The following is a 22,675-nucleotide window of genomic DNA, read 5'->3' as shown; positions in this document are numbered from 1 at the left end:
TCCCTGGCTCGCGTCGGAAGCCCCGGCTCCCTGACTCTGCCCATTATTAGTGCAACGCACAAATAAGTCAAGAATATTTGTGCGTCGCACAAAATTCGACGCAAATCGCGGAGATTCCCGGGGTTTCCCGCAAGGGTTCCTTAAGCTTTTGGAAACCGCGGCCCCCTACCCTGATTCCCGGACGTGTTCAGCTACCGCAGACGGTCAAAAAGCCGTTTGAGAACATCACCTTAGCCAGAATAGCGGCTCAGGTCCAACGTCTCCCGCGGCGAACACCAGCGGAGGGACAGCCTGAGCAGGTAATGATCCCGGGTCCAATGGGCACAATTTCGCCTCACGAGCCGGTGATCTAGTCAGAAACGGGGACGGGGTTCCATGCTTCGCAAAAACTTGTCTTCCTCGCGCTTGGCGCGGGTTGGCGTTTTCGGGCTTCTTACGATCACCACCGCGGTCATCTTCACCACCGATGCCGCCGAGGCACGGCGCCATCGCCGCCACTATGCGCACCACCGGGTGCAGCGCGATGTGTCCGAGAGCTCCAGCCCGAAATTCGCGTCCATCATCGTCGACGGCAATTCGGGTGCGGTGCTGCAGGCAACGAGCCCCGACGGGATCCTCCACCCCGCCTCGCTGACCAAGATCATGACGCTCTATCTCCTGTTCGAGCGCCTTGAGTCCGGCAAGATGAAGCTCGACACCGAGATGCCGGTGTCCCAGCACGCCGCCGACCAGGATCCGACCAAGTTGAACCTGCGTGCCGGCCAGACCATCCGTGTCGAGGACGCGATCAAGGGTCTCGTCACCCGCTCCGCCAACGACGCCGCGGTGGTGATCGCGGAAGCGATTGCCGGCGACGAGGACGACTTTGCCCAGATGATGACGCGCAAGGCGCGCGCGCTCGGCATGTCCAGGACGGTGTACCGCAACGCCAACGGCCTTCCCAACGACGAGCAGGTCACGACCGCGCGCGACCAGGCAACGCTCGGCCGTGCCATCCAGGAGCGCTTCCCGCGCTACTATCGTTATTTCGCGACCTCCACGTTCAACTGGCGTGGACAGTCGATCCGCAATCACAATCACCTGCTCGGCAGCGTCGAGGGCGTGGACGGCATCAAGACGGGCTACACCCGCGCCTCCGGCTTCAACCTCGTCACCTCGATGCGCCGCGGCAACCGCCATCTGATCGGCGTCGTGCTTGGCGGCCGCAGCGGCGGCTCGCGCGATGCCATCATGCGCAACCTGCTCGCGGAGAATCTCGATAAGGGTGCGACCACTCACACCGTCGCCGCGGTCACCGAGCGCAACGGCGCCGACACCGCCACCGATGTTGCTGCCGCCTCGGATACTCCGCCGGCCCGTCCCGCTGCGCAGGTCCAGGCCGCGGCCCCTGCGCCCGAATCCGCCCCGTCTCGTCTCGCTGCCCGCCTGTCGACGCTTGCTGCCGCAACGGCCGCGGTGCCACCGTCCCCGCCCAAGCCGGAAACCAGCAAGCCCGAGGTTCGGCAGACGGAATCCAAGATCGAGCCCGCGCCGCTCACCAATGGCGTGATCTCGAGCCAGCCGCTCTCCATCATCCCCGGCTCGTCCGAGCCGATGAAGCCGGTGCGGGTCAAGACGGTTCAGGTCAAGGCCGGCGCCGTGAAGGTCGCCTCGGCCGCCCCCGCCCAGGTTGCCCCGCCGGTCACCAGCACCATCCCGTCCCGTTCCGACGTCGCAGAAACCTCCGGCGCCGTGGTCGCCCGGGCCGACCTCATCAACAAGCCCGAGATCGTCAGCCAGGCGGAAGCGCCGAAGGCCGAGGTCGCCCGCACCGAGATGCCGCGGCAGCCGGCCGGCTTCGGCACCGGCAACGGGATCCTCGGCGTGCTGCCCGCCACAGCGGCCGCCGCGCCAGCCCCGGCCGCTCCGAAGCTCGCCTCCGCCGATCCGATGCCGGTCCAGATGAGCGCCACCACCAAGCCGGCCGCCACCCACAACGGCTGGATCGTCCAGGTCGGCGCGCTCGAGAGCGAGAACGAAGCCCAGCAGCGTATCGACGCCGCGCGCAGCTCGGCCCGCGGCCTGCTCAGCAGGGCCGATCCGTTCACCGAGCCCGTTGTCGCAAAGGACAATCGCAAGCTCTATCGCGCCCGCTTCGCCGGCCTCGAGCGCGACCAAGCCGAAGCGGTCTGCCGCACCCTGAAGCGCGCCGAGATTTCCTGCATCACCGTCCGCAACTGATCTCGTTTCCCGTTCCCGACGAAATGCCCGCGCCTTGCGCGGGCATTTTCGTTTGGGGGGACGCGTTCGTTGTGCGGACGCGGTGACGGGATCACGACAAGGCTGTTCCGCGACAACCTCTCGTCAAGAATTTACGGTTAAAACTTTGCTCAAGGGATCGACCACGCCGAAATGGCGGGCATCGGGGCGACGGCAAACGGAGCAAGCGGAGCTCACACGGTACGGGCGTTTGTGGCGTGGTGCCGGAGTTAGCCGTTATGCGTACGAAGCAGAGTATCCTTGGCCTCGTTTACCCGGGCAGCGAGATAGTTCGAGCCCCCCTGGTCGGGATGGAGTTTCTTCATCAAGGACTTGTGCGCCCGGCTGATGTCGTCACGCCCCGCCCCCGGCTGCAGGCCAAGGATCTGATAGGCCTCCTCCGCCGTCATTTTGCCGCTCGCCGCCGTGCGGCGCTGCCCCCCTGCCGCATCGCCCTGCGCGTTCTGACGCCAAGCGGGAAACCGGCGGTCCAGATAGCTTTCAAGTAAGGCCACGCTCTCGGCGTCGAAGGTCGGGACCATCGCCAGCAGGCTCGGAAGATCGAACTCGCCGAGATCGCGCCCGGCGTGAGGCCCGGCGACGATCTGTCCGCCAAGCTGGCCGGAATCGTGGTCGAGCCGCATATCCAGGAATTGCGAGCGCACGCGTGAGGCCTGCCCTGACGCGGGCGCGGCACCGCCGCCGAACAGTCCGCCGACATTGCCGAAGCCGGCGTTTGCCAGCGGTGTCCAGCCCAGCAGCCCGGCACCGAAAATCCCCAGCGGGATCGCCACCGCCAGCTCGCCGCGCAGGCCGGTGAACGCTGCGACTGCGAGTGCCAGTACGCCGCCACCAAATCTGATGGCACGCGCCAGCACCGCCGGGTTGGCGGCGCGGAACGTCTGGAGCAGCAGATAAAGCGTGATAACGGCGACGGCGCCGGCGAGCAGGGTCATATCGGGAATATAGTCGCCCTCGCGGCAAAATGCATGGCATGCGCCCCGCCGCGAGCGAGGACGGCCTGCGCGCTATTTCATCTGGCCGATCAGCTTGGCCGCGCCGCTCGCGGTCTTCGCCAATTTCAACAACGCCTCGCGACCGCCGGCGGCATAGGCCGCGGCTGCCCGCAGCAGCTCGCGCAACTGCGCGGCCGCGCCTGGATCGAACCGGCACCAGGCACCGCCGGTCAGGCGCGCGATCTCGCGAAAGGCCTGCTCGGCGACCGCATCATGACCTTCCTGAAACACGAACACGGGCACCTTGAGCATGCCGAGCTCGCCGGCCTTGGCGCAGAGCTCGTCGACCTTCTCCTCCATGGCATCGCCGACGAAGACGACGGCGCGCACGCCCGATGCGACCGCTTCGCGTCGCGCCTCGGTCAGCACCTTGCCGATCTGGGTATCGCCGCCGCGGCAATCGATCTTGCTCATCAAAGCCGCAAGCCTGGCGCTGTCGGAGATCCACCCCGTGGCACGGCACTCGTTGAAGCCGCGATAGTAGACTAGCCGGATATCGAGACTGCCGAGCGCCGCGGTCTCGCGGAACATGTCGGCCTGAAGCGCGCAGGCCATGTCCCAGGTGGGCTGTCGGCTCATCGTCGCGTCCAATGCGAAGATCAGCCGCCCCTTCGCGCCCGGCGCATGGGGTGACAGTGCCCGCGCCTTGGCGACGAAAGCGGCGATGTCCTCCGCGGTCGACGTTGCGGCTTGTGGCACCGCGCCGCCCGCTTGCGCGGAGACGGCATCGCCGCGGTGCGGCTTGATGGGTTCGCCCGACATTCCTTGACCCTGCGTGGACAGCTAATGTGGTCAGCGCGGGAGGCCCGGTCAATGCGCAAAGCCCCCGCGGGCGGAGACCGGCGGGGGCTTTGAGAACGTGACGGACGACGAGGAAGAGCGTCGGCTTAGGGCATTAGCTCTTGGCAGGCGCCATCAGCGCGACCGGACCAGGCTCGAGGATGTTGGGCGGCGACGATTGCGTGTCGACCGGCGCGATCTCGCTGTCGGTCACGCTCAGGAATTTGTCGAGCATGCCCTGGATCGAGTTCTTGGCGACATCCGGACCGGTGTCGCGCATGTCATTATGCTGGAATTCGGTCTTCACAACCTGGATACCCGCCTTCTCGCATTCCTCGTCGGTCGGGAGAACGCCCGCATCGGTCTTGAACTGCGGATCCTGCGAGCGGAACGACAGGATCTTGAACTTGCCGGCGGTGACGAAGGGCACGCGCAGATTGTCAAGTGTGACGACTTTCTTGACCTCATCCGGATACTGCTTGGCAAAATACATCGTGATGTCGCCGCCCATGGAGTGGCCGACCATCGTCACCCTGGCGTAGTCGGCGTTGGGCTGAACCTTCTTCAACTCCTGCATCGCGAGATGGATGTTGGCAACGCCGCGCAGGATCTGCGGCAGCCGGCCGACATAGAGCTCGCCGGGCTTGGTGACCATCGGAGGATCCGTCGGCAAATCGTGCTGCGGGCTCACGACCATGTAGCCGCGCGCAGCGAAGATGTTCGCGAGGAAGCCGTATTCGGTGTTCTTGACGGTGTTGCCGTGATTGATCACTGCGACCGGCAGCGTGATCATGCCGGCATTGGCCTGCATTTCCTTGTCGCGGCGCACCGCGATGTCGACGGGCACCGGACGATTGTCCCGAGAGGCGTCGTAGAAGGTGATGGTCTCGTGCTTGATTGCCCACTTGCTCGCCGTGAAATAGGCGATGCCGCAGAGGGCACTGACCGAAACCAGAACGGCAATTCCACGCTTCATTTTCGTCCTCAGCCTCAGGCGTTTGCGGCCTGAATCCCTGTTGAAAATCGTGTTCTTCCGGGGCTCTTCGTCCCCTGGTCGCCTATTCGCTAATATATGTCACAGGCGCGTGACAGGAAGGCCAAATATTGTGAACCGGCAGCTCTTTCGTTGTGCGGCGCACACGTTTTCTAGGCACCCTGTTTTTCCACGGCTACGTTAGGGTGTATCTCACTATCCGACGCAACCGGTCAGGATCGGGTTCAATTTCGCGTATGCGTAGGATGAAAACGGCCAAACGCGGCTCCGGTTCCCTGAGGAATCGGCCGGTTAGATCGATCGGAAGTAGCGATATACCGCCTCAGGCGCCCAGGATGTCGTGGACTTCGAGCGGCTTGTCGACCTGGTTGAACCACTCGGCCCGGTTGGCGGCGCGGCGGCGGCCGCGTTCGTCGAGCGGCAGCTTGAGCTGACGAAGCAGGCTCGTCACTTCTTCCCGCGCGGTGAGATGGCCGAGATTTGGCCGCATGCCGAGCGTGACCTCGTCGATCTCGTCGAGGGCGGTCAGGCCGCGCGGGAAAAATTCGCGGTAGATGACCCGTTCGGCGAAGCCATCGACGTAGCGGAAGCCGAGCCGCAGCGAGAGATCCTTCAGCCCCTCGGCGACCAGCTGCTTGTTGCGGGAGCCGAGCATCGACAGGCGGTTGCGCACGACGATCCAGTCGGTGGTCGAACCGTCGAGCTGGCGGCGCTTGCGCCTGACGTCGCGCACCATCTCTGCGTAATGGCTCTCGCCCGTCACCGCGTAGCTCGCGGGATCGACGGTACCGAGCACGTCGAAATCGAGGAAGCTGTCGTTGATCGGCGTGACCAGCGTGTCGGCCATCGAATGCGCAAGCCGCATCAGGTAGCTGTCGGTCCCCGGCGTATCGATGACGATGAAGTCGAAGCTGCTCTCGACCGCCGAGACCGCCTCCATGAACTGCTGGAACTCGGAATTCTCGTTCTCGGCGATCTGCATGGTCTCGCCGAGCTTGATGCAGCGATGAACCGGCAGTTCGAGGTCGAGCTTGGTGCGGCGCGCCCAGGCGGCGCGGTTGCCGATGTAGCGGGTAAAGCTCTGCTGACGGCAGTCGAGGTCGATGGTGGCGACGCGCTGGCCAGCCTTCAGGAGCGCAACCGCGATGTGCAGGGCGGTGGTCGACTTGCCGGAGCCGCCCTTCTCGTTGCCGAGCACGACCACATGCGCCGAGCCGGATTGGCCTTGGCTAGCCTGCACAAGCATGGCGATCCTCAACACCCCTGATGAATATCTTCGAGTTGGCCGCGTCTGCGGTCAAGTGAAATGCGTGACAGGCAATGCAAATCGTACTGCGCCGTTCTTCATCATGAATCGCGGCGCCAATCTTCGTCTGTGATCCAGTCTACAATGTCGCGATGTCGTGCGGCCTTGCGCGGGATGCTGTGCCGCATCCGCATGCATGGCGTCCATGATCGCTGCTTGTTAAGGTTAGTCGCCCTGGGCGCAGATCACACCGCGCCGATTCCCAACCCTGCCGAGTCCTGATGTCATCAAGCCCCTTGATCGCCCGCACGGTCCCAACCTTGCGCCGCACCGTCGACACTCTTCGCAAGCGAAAGGCCACGATCGCGCTGGTCCCGACCATGGGGGCCCTCCATGACGGACATGTGTCTCTCGTCCGCCTCGCCAAGCGGCGCGCCAGCCGCGTCGTGGTCTCGATCTTCGTCAACCCGACCCAGTTCGCCCCGACCGAGGATTTCGGCGCCTATCCGCGCACCTGGAAGGCCGACATCGCCAAGCTCGCGGCCGAGGACGTCGACATCGTCTGGCATCCGGACGTCAAGGCGATGTATCCGGAGGGCTTCGCCACCCGAATCGTGCCGGAGGGGCCGGCGCTCGCCGGCCTCGAGGATCGCTTCCGCCCGCATTTCTTCGGCGGCGTCGCCACAGTCGTCGGCAAGCTGTTCACGCAGTGCCGGCCGGACTTCGCAATCTTCGGCGAAAAGGACTTTCAGCAGTTGCGGGTGGTGACGCAGATGGCGCGCGACCTCGATCTCGGCGTCAAGGTGATCGGCTCGCGCACCGTGCGCGAGCGCGACGGACTCGCGATGTCCTCCCGCAACGTCTATCTGTCGCCCGAGGAGCGGCAGACCGCCCCCATCCTTTACCGTGCCATGAAAGAGAGCTCGCGGCGGATCAAGGCCGGCGACGCCATCGCACCTGCGATGGCCGGCGGCGCCGAGATGATCAAGGCGGCGGGCTTTGCGCTCGACTATTACGAGGTCCGCCATGCCGAGACGCTGGCGCAAGTCGCCTCGCGCAAGGAGGGCCCGTTGCGGATCCTGGTCGCGGCCAAGCTCGGCAGCACGCGGCTGATCGACAATATAGGAGTCTGAAGATAGGAGTCTGAAGCGCGATGACATCATCGCGCTTCAGCTTATTGTTTGAGCATGATCTCTTCGGAAAACCGCAGCGCACTTTTCCGGATCATGCTTAGAGCAGACCCAGATCGCGCAATTCGCGCCGCATCGGCTCCGGCATCGCCGCGATCGAGCCTGCAGCGGACTTGCCGAGATCGGGCGGCACGGAATCCTCGGTGAGATAGCGCCAGCCCTGGAACGGGCGCATCGGCCGCGGCGATACCGAGATCACTTTCGGCTGCATCACGATGCGGCAGCGCCCGATACCGTCCTTGTCGCGGAACGGCTCGATGCCGATGATCTTTTCCCGCGCGGCGACCTCGCCCTTGATCACCCAGTAGAGCGACCCGCCCGCGAGGATCTCGGCGTCGCGCTTGGGGACCATGCGGGTGATGTGGATGTGATGTTGCGGCAGCCCCTTCTTCTTGGCGGTCTGCATCCGTTCGGCGATCCACCCCTTCAATTCCTTGACGGAGTCGCAGCCGACGGCGAGCTTGATCAGATGTAGCGGCATGCCCAAGCATTAGCCGGGCAGCACCGCATTTGGAATGCCGAACTACTCGTTATCCGCAGCCGCAGGAGCCGCAGCCGACGCCGGCGGGGGCGCGAGCGGAACCGGCGCGGCGGGGGCACGCGCAGCCTTCGGAGCCGGCGGCCTCTTCGCAGCAGGTGCCGCAGGAGCCGAGGCCTGTGCCGAGGTCGCGGCCGGTGCGCGCGAAGCGGCCGGCGCTGCCGCTGCGTTCGCGGCAGGGGCCGCCTGCCGCGTCGTCGCCGCGGGCTCCGGATTCATGATGCTCACCGGCGGCGTCGACGAGGCGCTCGGGAACTCCGCGTTGGTCGGCTTGCCCGTCGGCATCGAAGGCGGCAGACCCGCAAGCGCCGCCGTCGGTGGCAGCGCTGCTGGCGCCGTCGCCATCGCGGGCGCGTTCCAGGTCGGCGCATGGCGCGCGACCAGCGTGTCGTAGAGACGGGAATCCATGTTGGCAGCGACCTGCTGCTGGTCGGTCAGCGAGCGGAACGCGGCACAATCGAACTGGGTACAGCCGTCGCGCACGACCAGCACCTGCGCCACAAGGCCGTAGCGATCGCGCTCCAGCGCCTTGCGCAGCACCTTCATGTCCGCCGTCAGGCTCTTCTCGGCAGTCGCGGCATCACCGAGCGCCATCAGCCGGTCGATCCGGGCCGCGGTGTAGGACACGGCCGAAGCCACGGCATCCGGCGAGCCGAACAATGCCTTCTCGCAGCCGATGGCCACGGCATCGCCGGCGAGATCGTCAAGGCAGGACAGCGCCGGCAGACTGGCGACGACCGCACCTTGCGCGCGCGCCTCGACCGGCGTGTCCGGCCCCGCCGGTCCATAGACGCGCACGGTGGCGGCTCCGGCGATCGCGATGGAGAGCAGCGAAATCACGGTCAGGGCGCCGTTGGCGACCGACTTCTCGGCGCGCAGCAGCGTAATCAGCAGGATCAATCCGAAGAATCCTGCAGCGGCCAGCGTCATCCACATCGGAAAGGCCGGTGAGCGCCAGATTTGGTCGAGCGAAGTGGCCCATGCCCAGTTCATGCGCGACGTCCCCTCACGCGAGCAGAGAGCGAATGGTCAAGCGAGCACCGCGAGTCGGCAGCTGCCCCGGCCCACCTTTTGAAGGTGAAGCGGGCCTTTTAACGGCGGCAGGACACAATTCCGGATGGCACCCATGCGAGGTGCGTCAGCCTTCAGGAGCGTGAGCTGGCCTCAGGACAGCGCGAGCTGGCTTTCCTTGGCAACGCGTTCGAAGGCTTCGGTCGAGCTCTTGATCCGATACTGGCAGTCGTCGCCGTCGGTCGGCAGCAGGCGGATGACCTCGTACGAGCCGCTGGCAGCGGGACGCGCGACGTTGCTCGCCGTGAACAATACGCGCGCTCCAATCGGGAATTTGTGCTTCAACACCCTCTCCATCACTCAAACAACGCCTGCCTCGCCCATGGTCCCACTACGACGGCCGGCCGGAAACCCAGGCGCTGTATAGCACGCGGCCGACGGTTTTGGCCAGCGCCATGCCCGCATGGCAAACGAGTAAATTTTGCAGTCTTTTCAAAATGATAGAGATCGAACCAGCGGGCCGATGATACCGCCCGGGCCGCTCGTTCGGGCGGGCGAGTCGCAGGCCGGGGATCCCTGGCCTCCGGTCAATTTCCGGACCGGCGCGCCGCCGGCCGACACGCGGCCAGCGGACCTGGGGGACCCGGCGATCAAGCGTCCTCGAACTTGGAGATGACCAGCGTTTCGGCGAGCCCGTCACGGGTCCATTCCTGGAACGCGGGCAGCGCCATCATCGTCTCCATGTAGACCTTGGTGTCCGGCGCGACGTCGATCGCGTAGGTGCGCAAGCGGTGCACGACCGGCGCGTACATCGCGTCCGCCGCGCCGAAGCGGCCGAACAGGAACGGACCCTTGGACGAACCCTTGGCCCCATAGCCCGTGCGGCACTCGCGCCAGATCTCCTCGATGCGCGCGACGTTGGCCTTGGCGTCCGCGGAGAGCGCCACGGGGCGGATCGGCCGATGCAGGTTCATGCCGCATTCGCCGCGCAGCGCCACGAAGCCGGAATGCATCTCGGCGCACACCGATCGGGCCTGCGCGCGCGCGGCGACGTCGTCGGGCCACAGCTTCACTTCCGGATAGCGCTCGGCGATGTATTCGATGATGGCGAGCGAATCCCACACCGTGACGTCGCCGTCGACCAGCACCGGCACTTTGCCGGCGCGGCTGAAGGACAGGATCTGCTCCTTGTCCGCGGGATTGTCGGTGTAGAGCGGAATCAGCGTCTCCACGAACGGGATGTCGTTGGCGCGAAGCGCGAGCCAGGGCCGCATCGACCATGACGAGTAGTTCTTGTTGCCGATCGCGAGTTTCAGCGCAGCCATGTCATCAGTCCTTCCCGAAACGCTTTGAAGCGCCGCTTTTAACGCCATCGCCTGCCGCCAATCAATCGTTGCCGCGCCCCGTCACGCGTGGCAATCGTGGCGGCTTCCGAGGAGAGAGAGATGAGCAGGCATTGGGTCGACATCACCGCCGTCGGCTTCTTCATCATCGAATGGCTGGTCTACGCCCTGACGCTGGAGCATTCGGCCTACGGCCGGGACAGCCTGTCGGCGCGCATGAACCGCTATCGCGAGGTCTGGGTCCGCCGCCTGCTCGACCGCGACACCCGCATGGTCGACATGCAGATCATGGCCTCGCTGCAGAACGGCACCGCCTTCTTCGCTTCCACCAGCCTGTTTGCGCTCGGCGGCGCGCTGGCGCTGCTGCATGCCACCAACGACGCCATCACGATTCTGAGCAAGCTGCCGATCGACCTCAGTACGTCGCCGGCGATGTGGGAGCTGAAATGCGTCGGCCTCGTGCTGATCTGTGTCTATGCCTTCTTCAAATTCGCCTGGGCCTATCGTCTGTTCAACTACGTCGCGATCCTGTTCGGCGGCATGCCGCCGGCGGAGCGGCGCGACACGCCGGAGGCGGAAGCCCATGTCATCCGTACCTCGCGCCTGTTCGAATCCGCCGGCCGCCATTTCAACCGCGGCCAGCGCGCCTTCTTCTTCGCGCTCGGCTATCTCGGCTGGTTCGTCAGCCCCTGGGTGCTGTTCGTCACCACCGCCGCCGTGGTGGTCGTGACCTGGCGACGCCAGTTCGCATCCAGCGCCTGGGCGGCGATGGCGCCGGAGGTGGTGCACGGCGATGAGGAGATGAAGCGCGGTCATTGACGTACGTGTCCCGGACCAGCCGCAACGCGCTGAGCGTTGCGGCGCAGAGCTTGGACCCAAGGGCCGCACGGTACAATGCGGATGGATGGGCCCCGGCTCTGCAGCGCAGTGCTGAAGGAGCGCTGCGCTGCGTCCGGGGCACGACAACGAGAGTGTGGCGCGCAAGCCGCTCACCCGGGCTTCAAGACGCCACCCGAGCTACCAGAGCTACCCGCCGAAATCCCGCGGGCTGAACGGCAGGTCCAGCACCTTCCATTCCTCGTACAGATTGGCGGGCAGCATCTTGTAAGGTTGACAGTTCTGCAGCGCGCTCATCGCGGATTTCATGAGGGCCACGCCTTTCGCGGACGGCGGGGCCTCGATCAGGATCGGCTCGCGGGCCAGCGTGCCGTCGGTCGAAAACACCGTGCGCAGCTTGATGTGAACGTTGTCGGTGGGCGCAAGTCCGGCCGGCAATTTCGCACAGCTGCGCAAGTGACCGCGAAGCGCGGCGATGACTTCCGGCGGCAGCTTGGCGCCGATCGAATCCTTGGCGTCGCCGCCATCGTCCTTGGGGACGACGTCTTTCGGCAGCGGCAGCGGCAATTCAGGCGGCAGCCCCAGCATGACGCCGTATTTGACGGTGACGTCAGGCTGCGGCGCCTGATAGGCCGGCGGCGGCGCAGCCTGCTGCTGCGGGGGCGTCGGCTGAGGCGGCATTTGCGGTAGCGGCTGCGACTGGGGTTGCTGCGGCGGCTGTTGTTGCGGCGGAGCCTGTTGTTGCGGCTGCGCGTTGGCCTCACGCGGCTTCGGCGCCTGCGCGGGCTGCGGCGGCTTCTGCAGCGCCGGCTGCGGTGAAGGTTGCGACGAAGCCTGCGGCTTGTCCGCGGGTTTTGGCGCTGGATCCGCCTTGTCAGTGATATCGAGCTTCGGCAGCTTCAGGTCGGGCTCCGGCGGCTTTTCCTTGACCTCTTCTTGAGCCTTCTCCTCTGCCTTCGCCTCCTCCTCTTTCACCTGCTCCGGCGTGATGATGTCCACCGTGACGGTTTCGGGCGGAGTAGCGTGGAACGGATGGACTTCGCTGATCAGGATGATCAGCGCCACCAGCGTCAGATGCGCGATCGCCGACGCTGCAATGTCCGTCCGTATGATTGTCCGCAGTTCCATTGCCAGATCTTGGATTGCCGCCCTGCTGTTAGCATAATGCGGTCTCCCCTCAATCCCATTTCGGGGCGAAGCCAAAGTCGGTCAGGCGGCCCTTCGGATTGGCGAGCGCGGCGATCTGGCTCATCTCGTCTTCCGACAGCTCGAAATCGAAGATCTCGATGTTTTCAGACAGGCGCTCGATGCGCGAGGTGCGCGGGATCGCAGCGACATTCTGTTGCAGCAGCCAGCGCAGGCATACCTGCGCCGGCGTCTTGTGGTGGGTGCGCCCGATCTCGACCAGCGTCTGGTCGGTCTTGATGCGCCCCTTGGCGATCGGGCTGTAGGCGACGAGGGCAAGGCCATGCTGGTCGCAGGCCGCCCTCACCTTGGCCTGATCGAGATAAGGGTGGTATTCGACCTGGTTGCAGACGAGCCGCTCCGGTGAGGCCGCCACCGCCTGCTCGATCAGCGCCACCGTGAAATTGGAGACGCCGATGTGGCGGGTCAGGCCCATCGTCTTCGCATGCGACAGCGCGCCAAGCGTCTCCGCCAGCGGCACGTGAGAATTAGGCCAGTGCAGCAGCAACAGGTCGACGCTAGGAAGCCGCAAGCGCGCCAGGCTCTCCTTGACCGAGCGCTCGAGATCGTGGGGCGCGAAATGGTTGGTCCAGACCTTGGTGGTGAGGAAGACGTCGTCGCGCCGCACGCCCGAGGCGCGCAAGCCGTCGCCGACCTCGCGTTCATTGTCGTAGACCTGGGCGGTGTCGATGTGGCGATAGCCGAGCCGCAGCGCCTGCTCGACCACGCGCGCGGCAAGCCTTCCGCTCAGCTCCCAGGTCCCGAGCCCGATCGCCGGGATTCTTGCGCCATTGGCCTCGACGAACAGCATGAGGACTCCTCTTCCGTTCCGGCAGCCCCAAACGTCATCAGAGCGCATTATGGACCCGGCCCATGACGCTGCCAACGGAGGCCGCGGCAGTCCGGCCGGATATTTGGCGCAATGCTAACGGGAGGTTCGCATCAGGGCTGTTCAATCCGCGAGGCCTTGACGTCAGGCTTTGGCAAGCGCCTGGAACACCGTTTCCGGGGCGTGCGCGATCACCGCCAGTAGCGCGCGGGCCGGCCCCCGCGGAGCACGCTTGCCCTGCTCCCAATTGCGGATGGTCTCAACGGGAACGCCGAGCTTGGCGGCAAATTCCATCTGGGTCAGGCAGGCGCGGCGACGCAAATCGCGCACCGCGAGCGAAGAGCTATCGCCAGGCGCGACCGTGGCCACGGGCTCGACGACAGACGGCTGGACCGGAAACGGCTGAACTGGAAGCTCTTGCCCGTCCCGCAACTCAACGACCCGTCCGTCCGCCTTCAGCCGCAACCGCATGTCCAGTCCCCCAAGCGCGGCCGATGATGCGGCAGGTCGCTTAAGTTCGGATTAAAGATGACGGTCCCGTGCCCCGGACGCAGCGCAACGCGCCGCCCTTGCGGCGTGGTGCGCTGCTGAGCCGGGGCCCATTTCGCCGCGGAGTACGCCGCCTTCTGGGTCCCGGTCTGCGCAGCAGCGCCATAAGCGGGTTTACGCGCGTCTTCGACGCGCTATGGAGCGCCGCAGCGCGCCCGTGACACGAGAGTGAGGGAGCCCGCGCTGCCCACCCCGTCATTGCGAGGAGCTCGCGACAAAATTGCGTAGCAATTTTGCGCTGATGCGACGAAGCAATCCAGACTGCCACTGCGGAGGGATTCTGGATTGCTTCCGCCTTCGCCAAAGGCTTCGGCGGACAAGTCGCTGCGCTCGCAATGACGCGGAGCGAGCTTGGCGCCCCAAACCGCCCCCTACCTCAACCCGAACCAGAGCGTCGCGATGCCGAGGAAGGAGAAGAAGCCGACGACGTCGGTCACGGTGGTAACGAAGGTGCCGGAGGCCACGGCCGGATCGGCCCTGACACGTTCGAGCGCCATCGGGATCAGGATGCCGCCGAGCGCGCCGGCGACGAGGTTGCAGATGATCGCAAGTCCGATGACGATGCCGAGGCCAGGAATCTTGAACCAGGCCACCGCCGCGATCCCCGTGATCACGGCGAAGGCGAGCCCGTTGACGAGACCGACCAGGCCTTCGCGCATCACCACGCGCCAGGCGTTGGAGGAGCCGAGCTCGCGGGTCGCCAGCGCCCGCACCGCGACCGTCATGGTCTGGGTCGCGGCATTGCCGCCCTGGCTCGCCACGATCGGCGCCAGCACGGCGAGCGCGACCATCTTCTCGAGCTGCCCCTCGAACAGGCCGAGCACGGAGGACGCGAGGAAGGCGGTCGCGAGATTGACCAGCAGCCAGTTGAAGCGGCCGCGCGCGATGGTCAGGAAGGTATCCGACAGCTCTTCGTCGCTGGTGACGCCGCCGAGCGCCTTGAGGTCCTCGTCCGCCTCCTCCTCGATGACGTCGACGACGTCGTCGACGGTGATGACGCCGACCAGGCGATCCTGGGTGTCGAGCACGGGGGCAGCGACGAGATTGTACTTGCCGAACATGCGCGCCACCTCCTCCTGGTCCTCCAGGACGGACACGCGGCGGCGGTCCTCATCGGTCAGCTCGGCCAGCGCGATCGGCCGGCGCGCGCGCAGCAGCACGTCGAGGGGAACAGCGCCCTGCCAGTGCTGGTCCTTGTCGACGACGTAGATCTCGTAGAAGCGGTCGGGCAGATCCGGCGTCTCGCGCATGTAGTCGATCGCCTGGCCCACGGTAAAATCCTGGGGCACCGCGATGAACTCGGTCTGCATGCGGCGTCCGGCCGAATTCTCCGGATACAGCAGGCTGCGCTCGAGCGCGACGCGCTCCTTCAGCGGCAGCTTCTCGAGGATCTCCTCCTGCTCGGCCTGGTCGAGGGTCTCCAGCAGCTCGACCGCGTCGTCGGATTCGAGCTCACGGACGCCCTCGGCGACGGTCTCCGGCGGCAGCTCTTCCAGGATCTCCTCGCGGACGGCCTCGTCGACCTCGTTCAGCGCGGAGAAGTCGAAGTCGGCCCCGGTGAGCTCGACCAGGCGGACACGGTCGTCGGGCTCCAGCGCGCCGATGAGATCGCCGAGATCGGCCTCGTGCAGCTCGGCGACGCAGGCGCGCAGCGAGGCGCTGTCGCCGGCCTCGATCGCACGCGCAATCTCCTCGACGAATTCGTGCCTGATGTCGCCGTCTTCATTGCGCATCGGCACGTGGTCGAGTACCGAATCCGCAGCGGGTGGGGCCACGTCCATATGTTCGTCCATGGCGCGCCTCGCCGTTTGACAGGTTGGAACGGGTGATCTGGGCTGACGGTTCAGGCAATACCCACAAGGCAACTCCGAGCGCAATGACAAAGATGCTTCGACTGAGGTGGACCTCGATGTCGCTGGGCGCGGCCCTCGCCGCCCTCGCCGGCATCGCCGCGACGGATGCTGCGGAGTGCCCGCGCAAGGCCGCGCTCGGCACCTTCCGCGTGCTGAGCGTCGATGCCAAGACCACGCCGCGCGTGGGCTTGAAGAGCTTTCCGCAGACGCTGCCGCTGGCCGATCACGAGGTCGTGCTGACCTTCGACGACGGACCGAACCCGCCGACGACGTCGAAGGTGCTGGCGGCGCTGGCGCAGGAATGCGTGCGCGCGACCTTTTTTCTGATCGGCCTGCACGCCTCCCAGCATCCCGACATGGTCAAGCGCATCGCCCGCGAGGGCCACACCATCGGCCACCACACCTTCTCGCATCCGTTCATGGCGCGGATCCCGTTCGACAAGGCGAAGAGCGAGATCGACCGTGGCATCGCCGCGAACGAGACGGCGTTGCACGGCACCTCGACGACGACGCCTTCGACACCGTTCTTCCGGTTTCCCTATTTCGAGGGGACGCAGGCCGAGCTCGACCTGCTCCAGGCGCGCGGCATCGTCGTGTTCGGGGCCGACCTCTGGGCCAGCGACTGGAACGAGGTGACGCCGGAGCAGGAATTGAAGCTCGTCACCGAGCGCCTCGCCGCGGCCGGCAAGGGCATCGTCCTGTTCCATGACCCCAAGGCGCGCACGGCCGCGATCATGCCGGCCTTCCTGCGGTATCTGAGGGAGAACGGGTTTCGCGTGGTTCACGTCGTACCGGCCGGCGCGCCGCAGAAAGATGCCGACGCGCGCTGATGCCGGAATGTCACGCCGGCGCAAATTGGGGTGATTTGGGCCCTATTAACACTCTGTTCATGCTACGCCATGCAAATGGATGGGGACTTTGCAATGGGAAAGGCTTGAAAGCCTCTTGGCGCCTGAACCGTTTCCTGCAGTCTCCGACCTATTATGGGGGCAATAGCTGATGAGGGCAGACGGAGTTCATGATCGGAAGTAGCGTTGTTGTGCGGACGCGATCGTGGATCGTCCTTTGCCTCGGCGGTTTCCTTGGGTGTTCGGCCGTGGGATCGCCGGCGGCGCTTGCCGATTGTCCGGGCCATCCGGACGCGCTCGGGACTTCCCGCACGCTCGTGGTCGATCCGCACGAGCATCCGCGCATCGGCACCATGCAGTACCGCGAGACGCTGCCGCTGAAGGACCATGAAATCGTTCTCACCTTCGACGACGGTCCGCTGCCCAAATATTCCAACCAGGTCCTCAAGATCCTCGACGACGAGTGCATCAAGGCGACCTTCTTCATCATCGGCAGCCAGGCCAAGGCGAATCCCGAAGGCGTGCGTAAGCTGGTGGCGGCGGGGCATACCGTCGGCACCCACAGCATGAACCATCCGCTGACCTTCGACCGGATGCCGGTCGAGAAGTTCGAGCCCGAGATCAACGGCGGCATCGAGTGGACTTCGGCCGCGATGACGGACCCGTCCCAGCTCGCCCCGTTCTTCCGCATTCCCGGCCTGATGCGCGCCGAAGGCGTCGAGAACTATCTGATCTCGCGCGGCATCCAGGTCTGGAGCGCCGACTTCCCGGCCGACGACTGGCGCCATGTGTCGTCCGACCGCGTCTATCAGCTCGCGATCCAGCGGCTGGAGGCCAAGGGCAAGGGCATCCTGCTGCTGCACGACATCCAGGCCCGCACGGTGGCGGCGCTGCCGAAGATCATCCGCGACCTCAAGGCGCGCGGTTATCGCATCGTGCATGTGGTGCCGGCGACCGCCGACCGGCCGGCGACGCCGACCAATCCGGTGGAATGGCTGCTGCATCGGCCGACCGAGACGGTGCCGATCGCGCGCTGGCCGGCCGTTCCGACCTTCGTGTTCACGCAGACCCGGACGCTTCCGGCGCCCTCGCTCGCCGACCTCAACGCACAGACCGAGCATCAATCGCTGCTGCCGCGCCGGACCAAGGGACAGATGGATCTCGCATCCACCCTGCCCGTGCCCGGCCGCGCTCTCTTCGCGATCCCGGAAGGCTCGGTCGAGGTGCTTCTGTCGACGACATTGTCGCGGCGTGCCGCGACGCGGCTGGCGATGGCGGCCGAGACGCCGCATACGGTCAGGGGCAAGATAGCAAAGGGCAGGACGGCCAAGTCCCAAGCTCGGCACGCCGCGCATGCGTCCCCGGCGGCACCGAAGCATGCCGCGCAGGTCAAGAGTGCTACGCCGCGCCCGACCCGCGTCGCCAGCCTGAAGAAAAGGGCTTAACCTCTACTGCCGCAGGATAGCGGCGACGCAGAGCAGCACGATCAGCGCCAGGAAGAACAGGTCCATATAGGACTTGAGCTCGCCGTCACGCCGCAGCCGGGCAACGTCGGCGATGACCTGCTTGCGCGCGTTCGTTCCTCCGGAGCCGTCGTTGATCGGGCCCTGAAGACGCCGTGTCTCGGCTTCCAGCCTCTCGATCTTCTGGAAGAAGTAGAACGCGCGCAGCGTCGAGACGGCACGCATGGAGGCATAGATCAGCACCAGGATCGCAAGGATCGCCCGGTTCGGATATTTCTCCATGAAGTTCAGGCTGAAATAGACCACCGCCATGAACGCGAAGTTGGTGATGAAGCGGTAGACGAAGCTGAGAAAGACCATGCTGGTTCGAGCCTTGAGGAGCGCAACCACAATCGTGTTGCAAATTCGGGATCGGAGATTCAGACCGGAACGGCCAGCCTGGATGCGGTAGCGGCCCGTCTACGCCAAGTTTGTTTCAATAAAGATACTGTCGCCCCCGCAACTCGCGCCGCCTTTTAGCCTGACGCGGACATAAGGCAAGCCGGAGCATGGCCCACGGGCGCTGCCCCCCGCAGGATACCCGCAACGGCTCAATGGCGATTTGGCGGAAGTCGCGATAGACTAAAGCCCTGCCGCCACATCTGGGGTCAGCCGATGCCGAAGAAGGGAATTACCGGCCACGACGACTGGGTTCTGACCGAGGCCCTCGCGACCGCCCTGGTCGCGCTGGAGCAGCTCGAACCGAAGCACCAGCCGACCGCGCATATGGACGACATCCGCAAGATGCTCTCGAACGGCAAGGAGCCGGCGGCGGTGCGCCTGCACCTCGCCCAGGCCAAATGCCGCCTGTTTCCCGACCTCGATCCGCTGGAGATCTATCGGGAATACGGCATCGGCGAGGAATACGGCTGAGGCGGCTTAAGGGCCGCCCGCAACCGATCCGGCGATCGCCATGACGAGCGCGCCGAGGTCGATCTTGCCGTTGACGGTCAGCTCTTCCGAGCGTTGCGCATCCTTGGCGCCCTCGATCTTCAGCGACTGCGGCCGGTTGGCGGCCTGCCGTTGCAGCTCGCCGATGACGGCGTCCTTGAGCTTCTCTTCCAGCATGGGCTTCTCCTCAAGCGGCCATCGCGCGGCAGGATTGTGCGCAGGAGCGGCACATGGCGACGCATTCGTCCATGCCCCCGATCCGCTCGCAATCCGCGGCGCACTCGGCGCAGATCTCAGCACATTCGCCGCAGGTATGCCGGTGATGGGGCGTATTGATCAGCATGAAATGCGCCGCCGTCCGGCACATTTCGGCGCAGGCCATCATCAGGCGGAAGTGCTTCGGCTCGACGTGCTTTCCGCCGGTCTCGAGGCAGTGGTTCATCGCCGTGCCAAGGCAGGTCTGGTAGCAGCTCATGCAGAGCGCGACGCAGCGGGTCATGTCTTCTGATTGCGCCATCTCTATCTCCTTGCGCTCGCCCGCCCGCTCAACCAAGGCGAGGCAACGCCCTTCGTTCCCGGTTCCCTGGCAATTGTGAGTTCATGCAAGACGCCGCGGCAGGCTGTGATGGATGTTGCAGGCGGCGACGGCCGCGTGGCCGAACGCGACCGAGATCTGGTGCAAATCGGTAACGACATCGCCGATGCTATAGAGCCCATGGATCGACGTGCGCTGATGGTCGTCGACCTTGAGATAACCTTCGCCAATATGCTCGGCCCCCAGCGACACCGCGAGCTGCGAACGCACCTCGGCCCCCATCGCAGGATAGACCATGTCGAATTGCATCGTCCGGCCATCGGCGAAGACGGCCTCGACGCCCCCGCCGCTCCGCCGCAGATGCAAATCGGGCGCGAACACGACCTCGACGCCGGCATCCAGCAGCTCCGAGGCTGCGCCCTGGTCGTCGTCCGGTCCGGTTGCGAGCAGCGTCACGTCGCGCGAATAGGCGCGCAGGAAAAGTGCCTTACTGGCGGCAAGGTGAAGCGGGCCGATGACGCCAATGCGATGGCCGGTCGCCTCGAAGGCGTCGCAGACGGGACAGTAGCGCAACAGCCCATCCGCGACCGCTTCGCGCCATTCGGCAAACGGCGGATGGGTGTCGACGATGCCGCTGGCGAGAATGACGGTGGCGGCGGCATGCGCATCGCCGTTCCAGCTCGCCTCAAAACCATGATCGTGCCGCCGCAGCGCGGTGACCTCGGCCTCCACGCGCGTGACGCTGAGCTCGTCCAATTGCGCTGACATCCGCTCGATCAGCTCCGCGCCTGACAGTCCGTGGACGAAGCCGGGAACGTTGTGGCTGCGCGGGATCAGCGCGGCCCGGCTCGCGCCGGTGTCGACGACACAGACGCTGCGGCGGAAGCGTGCCAGATAGATCGCAGCCATCAGTCCGGCAGGTCCGCCGCCGACGATCAGGCAATCGAGCCGCGCAACGGTCATTTGGGGCTCGGATCGGCAAGACCGGCACCGGGCTCCTGAAGGCGCCCGCTCCTTGCCAGCCGGACAGCGTTGCCCAGCGCGCGCGCCGCGTTCTGCACCTGCTGCTGGAATTTTGCGTCTTCATCGAGCTCGTGATGCGAGGTGGCGTATGGCTCCATGTAGCCGACATAGCCGTCGAGCTCGGCGAAGCGGCCGGCCGAGATCAGCTGCATGTCAATCAGCCAGTCCGACAAAGCGCGGCGCACGCCCTCGGCACCGACGGCATCACCATGAACGACGATTCCGAAATAACGGCCGGCGAGATGGCGCGGATAGGACCAGCCCTTCAGCTCGATCGCCTTGGCCTCGGCGGCCTTCTTGCCATGCGTCGAGGTCGGATCGGGATTGCCGCCGTCGGCGCAGACCATGCGGTCCATCATCGCCTTGAGCCCGGCCGGGACGTGATACCAGTTCACCGGCGTCACGATCAGGATGCCGTGAGCGGCAACCCATAGCGGATAGATCTCGTTCATCCAGTCGCCCGTCTGTCCCAGCGAATGGTTCGGGTAGCAGCTGCAGGGCCAGTGGCAGAGCGGCATGGCGGTGCCGACGCAGGATTTGCAAGGATGGATCGTCTTGCCGAATTCCGAGGCGAGGCGCGACAGGTCGAGAATGTCGACGGCAAACCCCATCTCGGCGAAGACAGGCTCGGCCAGCTTGACCAGCCGCCAGGTCTTGGACATCTCGCCGGGACAGGTGTGCTCGCTGCGGGCCGAGCCGTTGATGACGAGGATGCGCGGCGTCTCGTTCGCATCGTCGTGCCGTCGCTGGGCTTCCTGGATCTTTGCACGTGCCTCGAGCCAGTCGACGGCGATGTCGTAGTCGGGATCGGAAAAACCCGCGCCCGCCTTCCGCGTCAACGGTGCCTTGCGCGAATGGCTGTAGGCATCCCAGGCCGCAGCGGTGACGGCATCGAGCTCGCGCTGCAGCGGGGCAAAGACGGGGTCGACGAACTGCCCCTTGTAACGCCGTTCGAACTCTGCGCGCGACAGCTTGACGGGCGGCATCCCCTTGCGAATTTCGGCGTCCGTCATGCGTGCTCCGGCAAAGTCGGTCGTCCGATCAACCCGGAGCATTGCGCGCGGTTCCTTACCCTTACTGGCGAACCACCTCCTGTGGCGCATCAAGTTAACGGCGCGCGATTTTGGCAAGCGACAGGACGGACATTGCGCCGGAACCGAAATGCTGATTCGTATGTTCAAGAACGATCCTGAAGGAGGATCATCATGGCGAAAGCAGCATGGAAACGGCCGGGCTCACCGATCGGCCGCAAGGGACCGCGCAAGGCAAGCCCGGCGTACAAGCGCCGCGCGCGGCAGCCCTGGACGCCGGCGGACGTGAGCAAGTTGAAGCAGCTTGCGAAAGGAAACACGCCGACCGGTGTGATGAGCATCAAATTGCAGCGCCCGGTCGCGGCCATTCGCAGCAAGGCGCAACGCGAAGGCATTTCGCTGCGGCCCGTCAACCGCTCGCCTTACAACCGGCGAACCAAAACCGCGAAGCGGCGTTGATGCTCCGCACCGCCGGGTGACAACCGGACACAACGGGGACGATGGACGTGGCGCTCATTTTTCCGGTTTCTGCCCACGACATCAGCGCATCGGTACGCGCCGACATCTAACCCGTTCCCGGCGCGTGCAGCCTGTGACAGGCTGCACGCGCTGCGCCCTTTAGTTCGGTTGCTGTAGGCCCGGTGACCTCAGCCACTCGCTCATTTGAGACCCCGTCTCCGCCTGACGCGCCTTGCGTAACATCTCGTCGCGAGCTGCGCCCGGCGGAAGCGATTTCGCTGCCTCGCGCAGCCGCTCCGCCTCGGCGGCGAGGCGCGTTTCCAAAGTCTCAGCATGTTTGAACCGATGTCGCGTCGTCATCAGGCTGTCTCCCTGATCGCCAGGTCGGAGCGCTCCGTTGCCTCCTTACCGATTGAAATCATCGCGCGAAGGCGATGCCTCTACAACATTCCAGAAGCGGAACGGTTGCGTGGTGCCTCATCGGCCAGAAAGCGTAACATGGGTTAAATCAGCCGGTGGCTCATTCTGCTAATTTGGGGATGTCGTGGCTCCAGCCTGGATTGGCGCAAATGGACAACTATCGCCAGCTGCAGAAGAGCTGTGAGCACCAGGCTGCTCTCAGCTCCTCCCCCGCAACGCGAACGGTGCTTCTCGAAATGGCGGAGGAGTATCGCAAACGAGCGGAATACAAGGAGCTTCAGGCGGCCGAGCTGCGCGCGCAAGACGATCCGCGAGGCGTCGGTATGCAAATGATCACGAACGTTGAATGACCGATTT

The 22,675-nt window shown here is 65.3% G+C and carries 25 protein-coding genes; 8 read left to right on the top strand and 17 right to left on the bottom strand.

The window, feature by feature from the left end; translation table 11 throughout:
* Positions 1 to 375 precede the first annotated feature (375 nt).
* Complete coding sequence (locus XH84_RS29010) at positions 376 to 2,220, top strand: D-alanyl-D-alanine carboxypeptidase (protein WP_128948517.1); 1,845 nt, start codon at positions 376 to 378, stop codon at positions 2,218 to 2,220.
* Positions 2,221 to 2,468: 248 nt separating this feature from the next.
* Here the strand turns inward: XH84_RS29010 and XH84_RS29005 are convergent, their stop codons facing one another.
* The 4 genes from XH84_RS29005 to XH84_RS28990 form a co-directional block, all read right to left on the bottom strand.
* Positions 2,469 to 3,194: a DnaJ domain-containing protein gene (locus XH84_RS29005; RefSeq protein ID WP_128920534.1), complete on the bottom strand. Its 726-nt coding sequence runs from the start codon at positions 3,192 to 3,194 to the stop codon at positions 2,469 to 2,471.
* Between the two features lie 72 nt (positions 3,195 to 3,266).
* On the bottom strand, positions 3,267 to 4,016 hold the full coding sequence (locus XH84_RS29000; RefSeq protein WP_128920533.1) for a vWA domain-containing protein: 750 nt from the start codon (positions 4,014 to 4,016) through the stop codon (positions 3,267 to 3,269).
* 133 nt (positions 4,017 to 4,149) lie between these two features.
* On the bottom strand, positions 4,150 to 5,010 hold the full coding sequence (locus tag XH84_RS28995) for an alpha/beta fold hydrolase (protein WP_128920532.1): 861 nt from the start codon (positions 5,008 to 5,010) through the stop codon (positions 4,150 to 4,152).
* A 340-nt stretch (positions 5,011 to 5,350) separates the two neighbouring features.
* Entirely contained in the window at positions 5,351 to 6,274 is a 924-nt protein-coding gene (locus XH84_RS28990) for a division plane positioning ATPase MipZ (RefSeq protein WP_128920531.1), read from the bottom strand.
* 281 nt (positions 6,275 to 6,555) lie between these two features.
* Here XH84_RS28990 and panC point away from each other — a divergent pair, with 281 nt between their 5' ends.
* A complete protein-coding gene (gene panC, locus XH84_RS28985) occupies positions 6,556 to 7,407 on the top strand; it encodes a pantoate--beta-alanine ligase (RefSeq protein ID WP_128920530.1) in 852 nt (283 codons plus the stop codon).
* Positions 7,408 to 7,504: 97 nt separating this feature from the next.
* On the opposite strand, the gene XH84_RS28980 is transcribed toward panC, so the two are convergent.
* The 4 genes from XH84_RS28980 to XH84_RS28965 form a co-directional block, all read right to left on the bottom strand.
* A complete protein-coding gene (locus XH84_RS28980) occupies positions 7,505 to 7,945 on the bottom strand; it encodes a DUF1489 family protein (protein ID WP_128920529.1) in 441 nt (146 codons plus the stop codon).
* A 42-nt stretch (positions 7,946 to 7,987) separates the two neighbouring features.
* Positions 7,988 to 8,995, bottom strand: coding sequence for a hypothetical protein (locus XH84_RS28975; protein ID WP_128920528.1), 1,008 nt, complete (start codon positions 8,993 to 8,995; stop codon positions 7,988 to 7,990).
* A 171-nt stretch (positions 8,996 to 9,166) separates the two neighbouring features.
* Positions 9,167 to 9,370 carry a hypothetical protein gene (locus XH84_RS28970; protein WP_007611353.1) on the bottom strand — a complete coding sequence of 68 codons (204 nt, stop codon included), beginning with the start codon at positions 9,368 to 9,370 and terminating at the stop codon, positions 9,167 to 9,169.
* Positions 9,371 to 9,663: 293 nt separating this feature from the next.
* Complete coding sequence (locus XH84_RS28965) at positions 9,664 to 10,338, bottom strand: glutathione S-transferase family protein (protein ID WP_128920527.1); 675 nt, start codon at positions 10,336 to 10,338, stop codon at positions 9,664 to 9,666.
* Between the two features lie 120 nt (positions 10,339 to 10,458).
* Here XH84_RS28965 and XH84_RS28960 point away from each other — a divergent pair, with 120 nt between their 5' ends.
* The gene (locus XH84_RS28960; RefSeq protein ID WP_128920526.1) at positions 10,459 to 11,175 is read left to right on the top strand and encodes a DUF599 domain-containing protein; all 717 of its coding nucleotides are present in this window, start codon (positions 10,459 to 10,461) and stop codon (positions 11,173 to 11,175) included.
* 207 nt (positions 11,176 to 11,382) lie between these two features.
* On the opposite strand, the gene XH84_RS28955 is transcribed toward XH84_RS28960, so the two are convergent.
* The 4 genes from XH84_RS28955 to mgtE all read right to left on the bottom strand — a co-directional run bounded on the left by XH84_RS28955 (position 11,383) and on the right by mgtE (position 15,549).
* Complete coding sequence (locus XH84_RS28955) at positions 11,383 to 12,321, bottom strand: hypothetical protein (protein WP_128920525.1); 939 nt, start codon at positions 12,319 to 12,321, stop codon at positions 11,383 to 11,385.
* A 49-nt stretch (positions 12,322 to 12,370) separates the two neighbouring features.
* Positions 12,371 to 13,189 (bottom strand): aldo/keto reductase, encoded by an 819-nt coding sequence (locus tag XH84_RS28950; protein WP_128920524.1) that lies wholly within the window; start codon positions 13,187 to 13,189, stop codon positions 12,371 to 12,373.
* A 162-nt stretch (positions 13,190 to 13,351) separates the two neighbouring features.
* Complete coding sequence (locus XH84_RS28945) at positions 13,352 to 13,684, bottom strand: helix-turn-helix domain-containing protein (RefSeq protein WP_128920523.1); 333 nt, start codon at positions 13,682 to 13,684, stop codon at positions 13,352 to 13,354.
* A gap of 443 nt (positions 13,685 to 14,127) precedes the next feature.
* Positions 14,128 to 15,549 carry a magnesium transporter gene (mgtE, locus tag XH84_RS28940; RefSeq protein WP_128920522.1) on the bottom strand — a complete coding sequence of 474 codons (1,422 nt, stop codon included), beginning with the start codon at positions 15,547 to 15,549 and terminating at the stop codon, positions 14,128 to 14,130.
* Between the two features lie 83 nt (positions 15,550 to 15,632).
* Between mgtE and XH84_RS28935 the strand changes: the two genes are divergently transcribed.
* Entirely contained in the window at positions 15,633 to 16,439 is an 807-nt protein-coding gene (locus tag XH84_RS28935) for a polysaccharide deacetylase family protein (RefSeq protein ID WP_128920521.1), read from the top strand.
* Between the two features lie 188 nt (positions 16,440 to 16,627).
* Positions 16,628 to 17,902, top strand: a complete 1,275-nt coding sequence (locus tag XH84_RS28930) for a polysaccharide deacetylase family protein (RefSeq protein ID WP_128920520.1) — start codon at positions 16,628 to 16,630, stop codon at positions 17,900 to 17,902.
* Between the two features lie 3 nt (positions 17,903 to 17,905).
* Here XH84_RS28930 and XH84_RS28925 read toward each other — a convergent pair whose 3' ends face one another.
* Positions 17,906 to 18,280 carry a hypothetical protein gene (locus XH84_RS28925; RefSeq protein WP_128920519.1) on the bottom strand — a complete coding sequence of 125 codons (375 nt, stop codon included), beginning with the start codon at positions 18,278 to 18,280 and terminating at the stop codon, positions 17,906 to 17,908.
* Between the two features lie 294 nt (positions 18,281 to 18,574).
* On the opposite strand from XH84_RS28925, the gene XH84_RS40080 reads away from it, so the two are divergent.
* Positions 18,575 to 18,832, top strand: a complete 258-nt coding sequence (locus XH84_RS40080) for a hypothetical protein (protein ID WP_164936394.1) — start codon at positions 18,575 to 18,577, stop codon at positions 18,830 to 18,832.
* Positions 18,833 to 18,838: 6 nt separating this feature from the next.
* Here XH84_RS40080 and XH84_RS28915 read toward each other — a convergent pair whose 3' ends face one another.
* The 4 genes from XH84_RS28915 to XH84_RS28900 all read right to left on the bottom strand — a co-directional run bounded on the left by XH84_RS28915 (position 18,839) and on the right by XH84_RS28900 (position 21,421).
* Positions 18,839 to 19,027, bottom strand: a complete 189-nt coding sequence (locus XH84_RS28915) for a hypothetical protein (protein WP_128920518.1) — start codon at positions 19,025 to 19,027, stop codon at positions 18,839 to 18,841.
* A 10-nt stretch (positions 19,028 to 19,037) separates the two neighbouring features.
* Positions 19,038 to 19,367 carry a four-helix bundle copper-binding protein gene (locus XH84_RS28910; RefSeq protein WP_128920517.1) on the bottom strand — a complete coding sequence of 110 codons (330 nt, stop codon included), beginning with the start codon at positions 19,365 to 19,367 and terminating at the stop codon, positions 19,038 to 19,040.
* Between the two features lie 81 nt (positions 19,368 to 19,448).
* Positions 19,449 to 20,348, bottom strand: coding sequence for an NAD(P)/FAD-dependent oxidoreductase (locus tag XH84_RS28905; protein WP_128920516.1), 900 nt, complete (start codon positions 20,346 to 20,348; stop codon positions 19,449 to 19,451).
* Entirely contained in the window at positions 20,345 to 21,421 is a 1,077-nt protein-coding gene (locus tag XH84_RS28900; protein ID WP_128920515.1) for a flavodoxin family protein, read from the bottom strand. Before XH84_RS28900 ends, XH84_RS28905 begins: the two co-directional genes overlap by 4 nt.
* 192 nt (positions 21,422 to 21,613) lie before the next feature.
* Here XH84_RS28900 and XH84_RS28895 point away from each other — a divergent pair, with 192 nt between their 5' ends.
* On the top strand, positions 21,614 to 21,898 hold the full coding sequence (locus tag XH84_RS28895; RefSeq protein WP_128920514.1) for a hypothetical protein: 285 nt from the start codon (positions 21,614 to 21,616) through the stop codon (positions 21,896 to 21,898).
* A gap of 569 nt (positions 21,899 to 22,467) precedes the next feature.
* Positions 22,468 to 22,668 (top strand): hypothetical protein, encoded by a 201-nt coding sequence (locus tag XH84_RS28885; protein ID WP_128920512.1) that lies wholly within the window; start codon positions 22,468 to 22,470, stop codon positions 22,666 to 22,668.
* Positions 22,669 to 22,675 lie beyond the last annotated feature (7 nt).

The sequence above is a fragment of the Bradyrhizobium nanningense genome (assembly GCF_004114535.1).
GTDB lineage: Bacteria > Pseudomonadota > Alphaproteobacteria > Rhizobiales > Xanthobacteraceae > Bradyrhizobium > Bradyrhizobium nanningense.
This window is presented reverse-complemented; position numbering and strand designations above follow the sequence as displayed.

What these genes read in the sequence shown, in the direction of transcription:
- XH84_RS29010 (WP_128948517.1), top strand. Translation starts at nt 376, where the DNA reads ATGCTTCGCAAAAACTTGTCTTCCTCGCGCTTGGCGCGGGTTGGCGTT.
- XH84_RS29005 (WP_128920534.1), bottom strand. Translation starts at nt 3,194, where the DNA reads ATGACCCTGCTCGCCGGCGCCGTCGCCGTTATCACGCTTTATCTGCTG.
- XH84_RS29000 (WP_128920533.1), bottom strand. Translation starts at nt 4,016, where the DNA reads ATGTCGGGCGAACCCATCAAGCCGCACCGCGGCGATGCCGTCTCCGCG.
- XH84_RS28995 (WP_128920532.1), bottom strand. Translation starts at nt 5,010, where the DNA reads ATGAAGCGTGGAATTGCCGTTCTGGTTTCGGTCAGTGCCCTCTGCGGC.
- XH84_RS28990 (WP_128920531.1), bottom strand. Translation starts at nt 6,274, where the DNA reads ATGCTTGTGCAGGCTAGCCAAGGCCAATCCGGCTCGGCGCATGTGGTC.
- panC (WP_128920530.1), top strand. Translation starts at nt 6,556, where the DNA reads ATGTCATCAAGCCCCTTGATCGCCCGCACGGTCCCAACCTTGCGCCGC.
- XH84_RS28980 (WP_128920529.1), bottom strand. Translation starts at nt 7,945, where the DNA reads ATGCCGCTACATCTGATCAAGCTCGCCGTCGGCTGCGACTCCGTCAAG.
- XH84_RS28975 (WP_128920528.1), bottom strand. Translation starts at nt 8,995, where the DNA reads ATGAACTGGGCATGGGCCACTTCGCTCGACCAAATCTGGCGCTCACCG.
- XH84_RS28970 (WP_007611353.1), bottom strand. Translation starts at nt 9,370, where the DNA reads ATGGAGAGGGTGTTGAAGCACAAATTCCCGATTGGAGCGCGCGTATTG.
- XH84_RS28965 (WP_128920527.1), bottom strand. Translation starts at nt 10,338, where the DNA reads ATGGCTGCGCTGAAACTCGCGATCGGCAACAAGAACTACTCGTCATGG.
- XH84_RS28960 (WP_128920526.1), top strand. Translation starts at nt 10,459, where the DNA reads ATGAGCAGGCATTGGGTCGACATCACCGCCGTCGGCTTCTTCATCATC.
- XH84_RS28955 (WP_128920525.1), bottom strand. Translation starts at nt 12,321, where the DNA reads ATGGAACTGCGGACAATCATACGGACGGACATTGCAGCGTCGGCGATC.
- XH84_RS28950 (WP_128920524.1), bottom strand. Translation starts at nt 13,189, where the DNA reads ATGCTGTTCGTCGAGGCCAATGGCGCAAGAATCCCGGCGATCGGGCTC.
- mgtE (WP_128920522.1), bottom strand. Translation starts at nt 15,549, where the DNA reads ATGGACGAACATATGGACGTGGCCCCACCCGCTGCGGATTCGGTACTC.
- XH84_RS28935 (WP_128920521.1), top strand. Translation starts at nt 15,633, where the DNA reads ATGACAAAGATGCTTCGACTGAGGTGGACCTCGATGTCGCTGGGCGCG.
- XH84_RS28930 (WP_128920520.1), top strand. Translation starts at nt 16,628, where the DNA reads ATGATCGGAAGTAGCGTTGTTGTGCGGACGCGATCGTGGATCGTCCTT.
- XH84_RS28925 (WP_128920519.1), bottom strand. Translation starts at nt 18,280, where the DNA reads ATGGTCTTTCTCAGCTTCGTCTACCGCTTCATCACCAACTTCGCGTTC.
- XH84_RS40080 (WP_164936394.1), top strand. Translation starts at nt 18,575, where the DNA reads ATGCCGAAGAAGGGAATTACCGGCCACGACGACTGGGTTCTGACCGAG.
- XH84_RS28915 (WP_128920518.1), bottom strand. Translation starts at nt 19,027, where the DNA reads ATGCTGGAAGAGAAGCTCAAGGACGCCGTCATCGGCGAGCTGCAACGG.
- XH84_RS28910 (WP_128920517.1), bottom strand. Translation starts at nt 19,367, where the DNA reads ATGGCGCAATCAGAAGACATGACCCGCTGCGTCGCGCTCTGCATGAGC.
- XH84_RS28905 (WP_128920516.1), bottom strand. Translation starts at nt 20,348, where the DNA reads ATGACCGTTGCGCGGCTCGATTGCCTGATCGTCGGCGGCGGACCTGCC.
- XH84_RS28900 (WP_128920515.1), bottom strand. Translation starts at nt 21,421, where the DNA reads ATGACGGACGCCGAAATTCGCAAGGGGATGCCGCCCGTCAAGCTGTCG.
- XH84_RS28895 (WP_128920514.1), top strand. Translation starts at nt 21,614, where the DNA reads ATGGCGAAAGCAGCATGGAAACGGCCGGGCTCACCGATCGGCCGCAAG.
- XH84_RS28885 (WP_128920512.1), top strand. Translation starts at nt 22,468, where the DNA reads ATGGACAACTATCGCCAGCTGCAGAAGAGCTGTGAGCACCAGGCTGCT.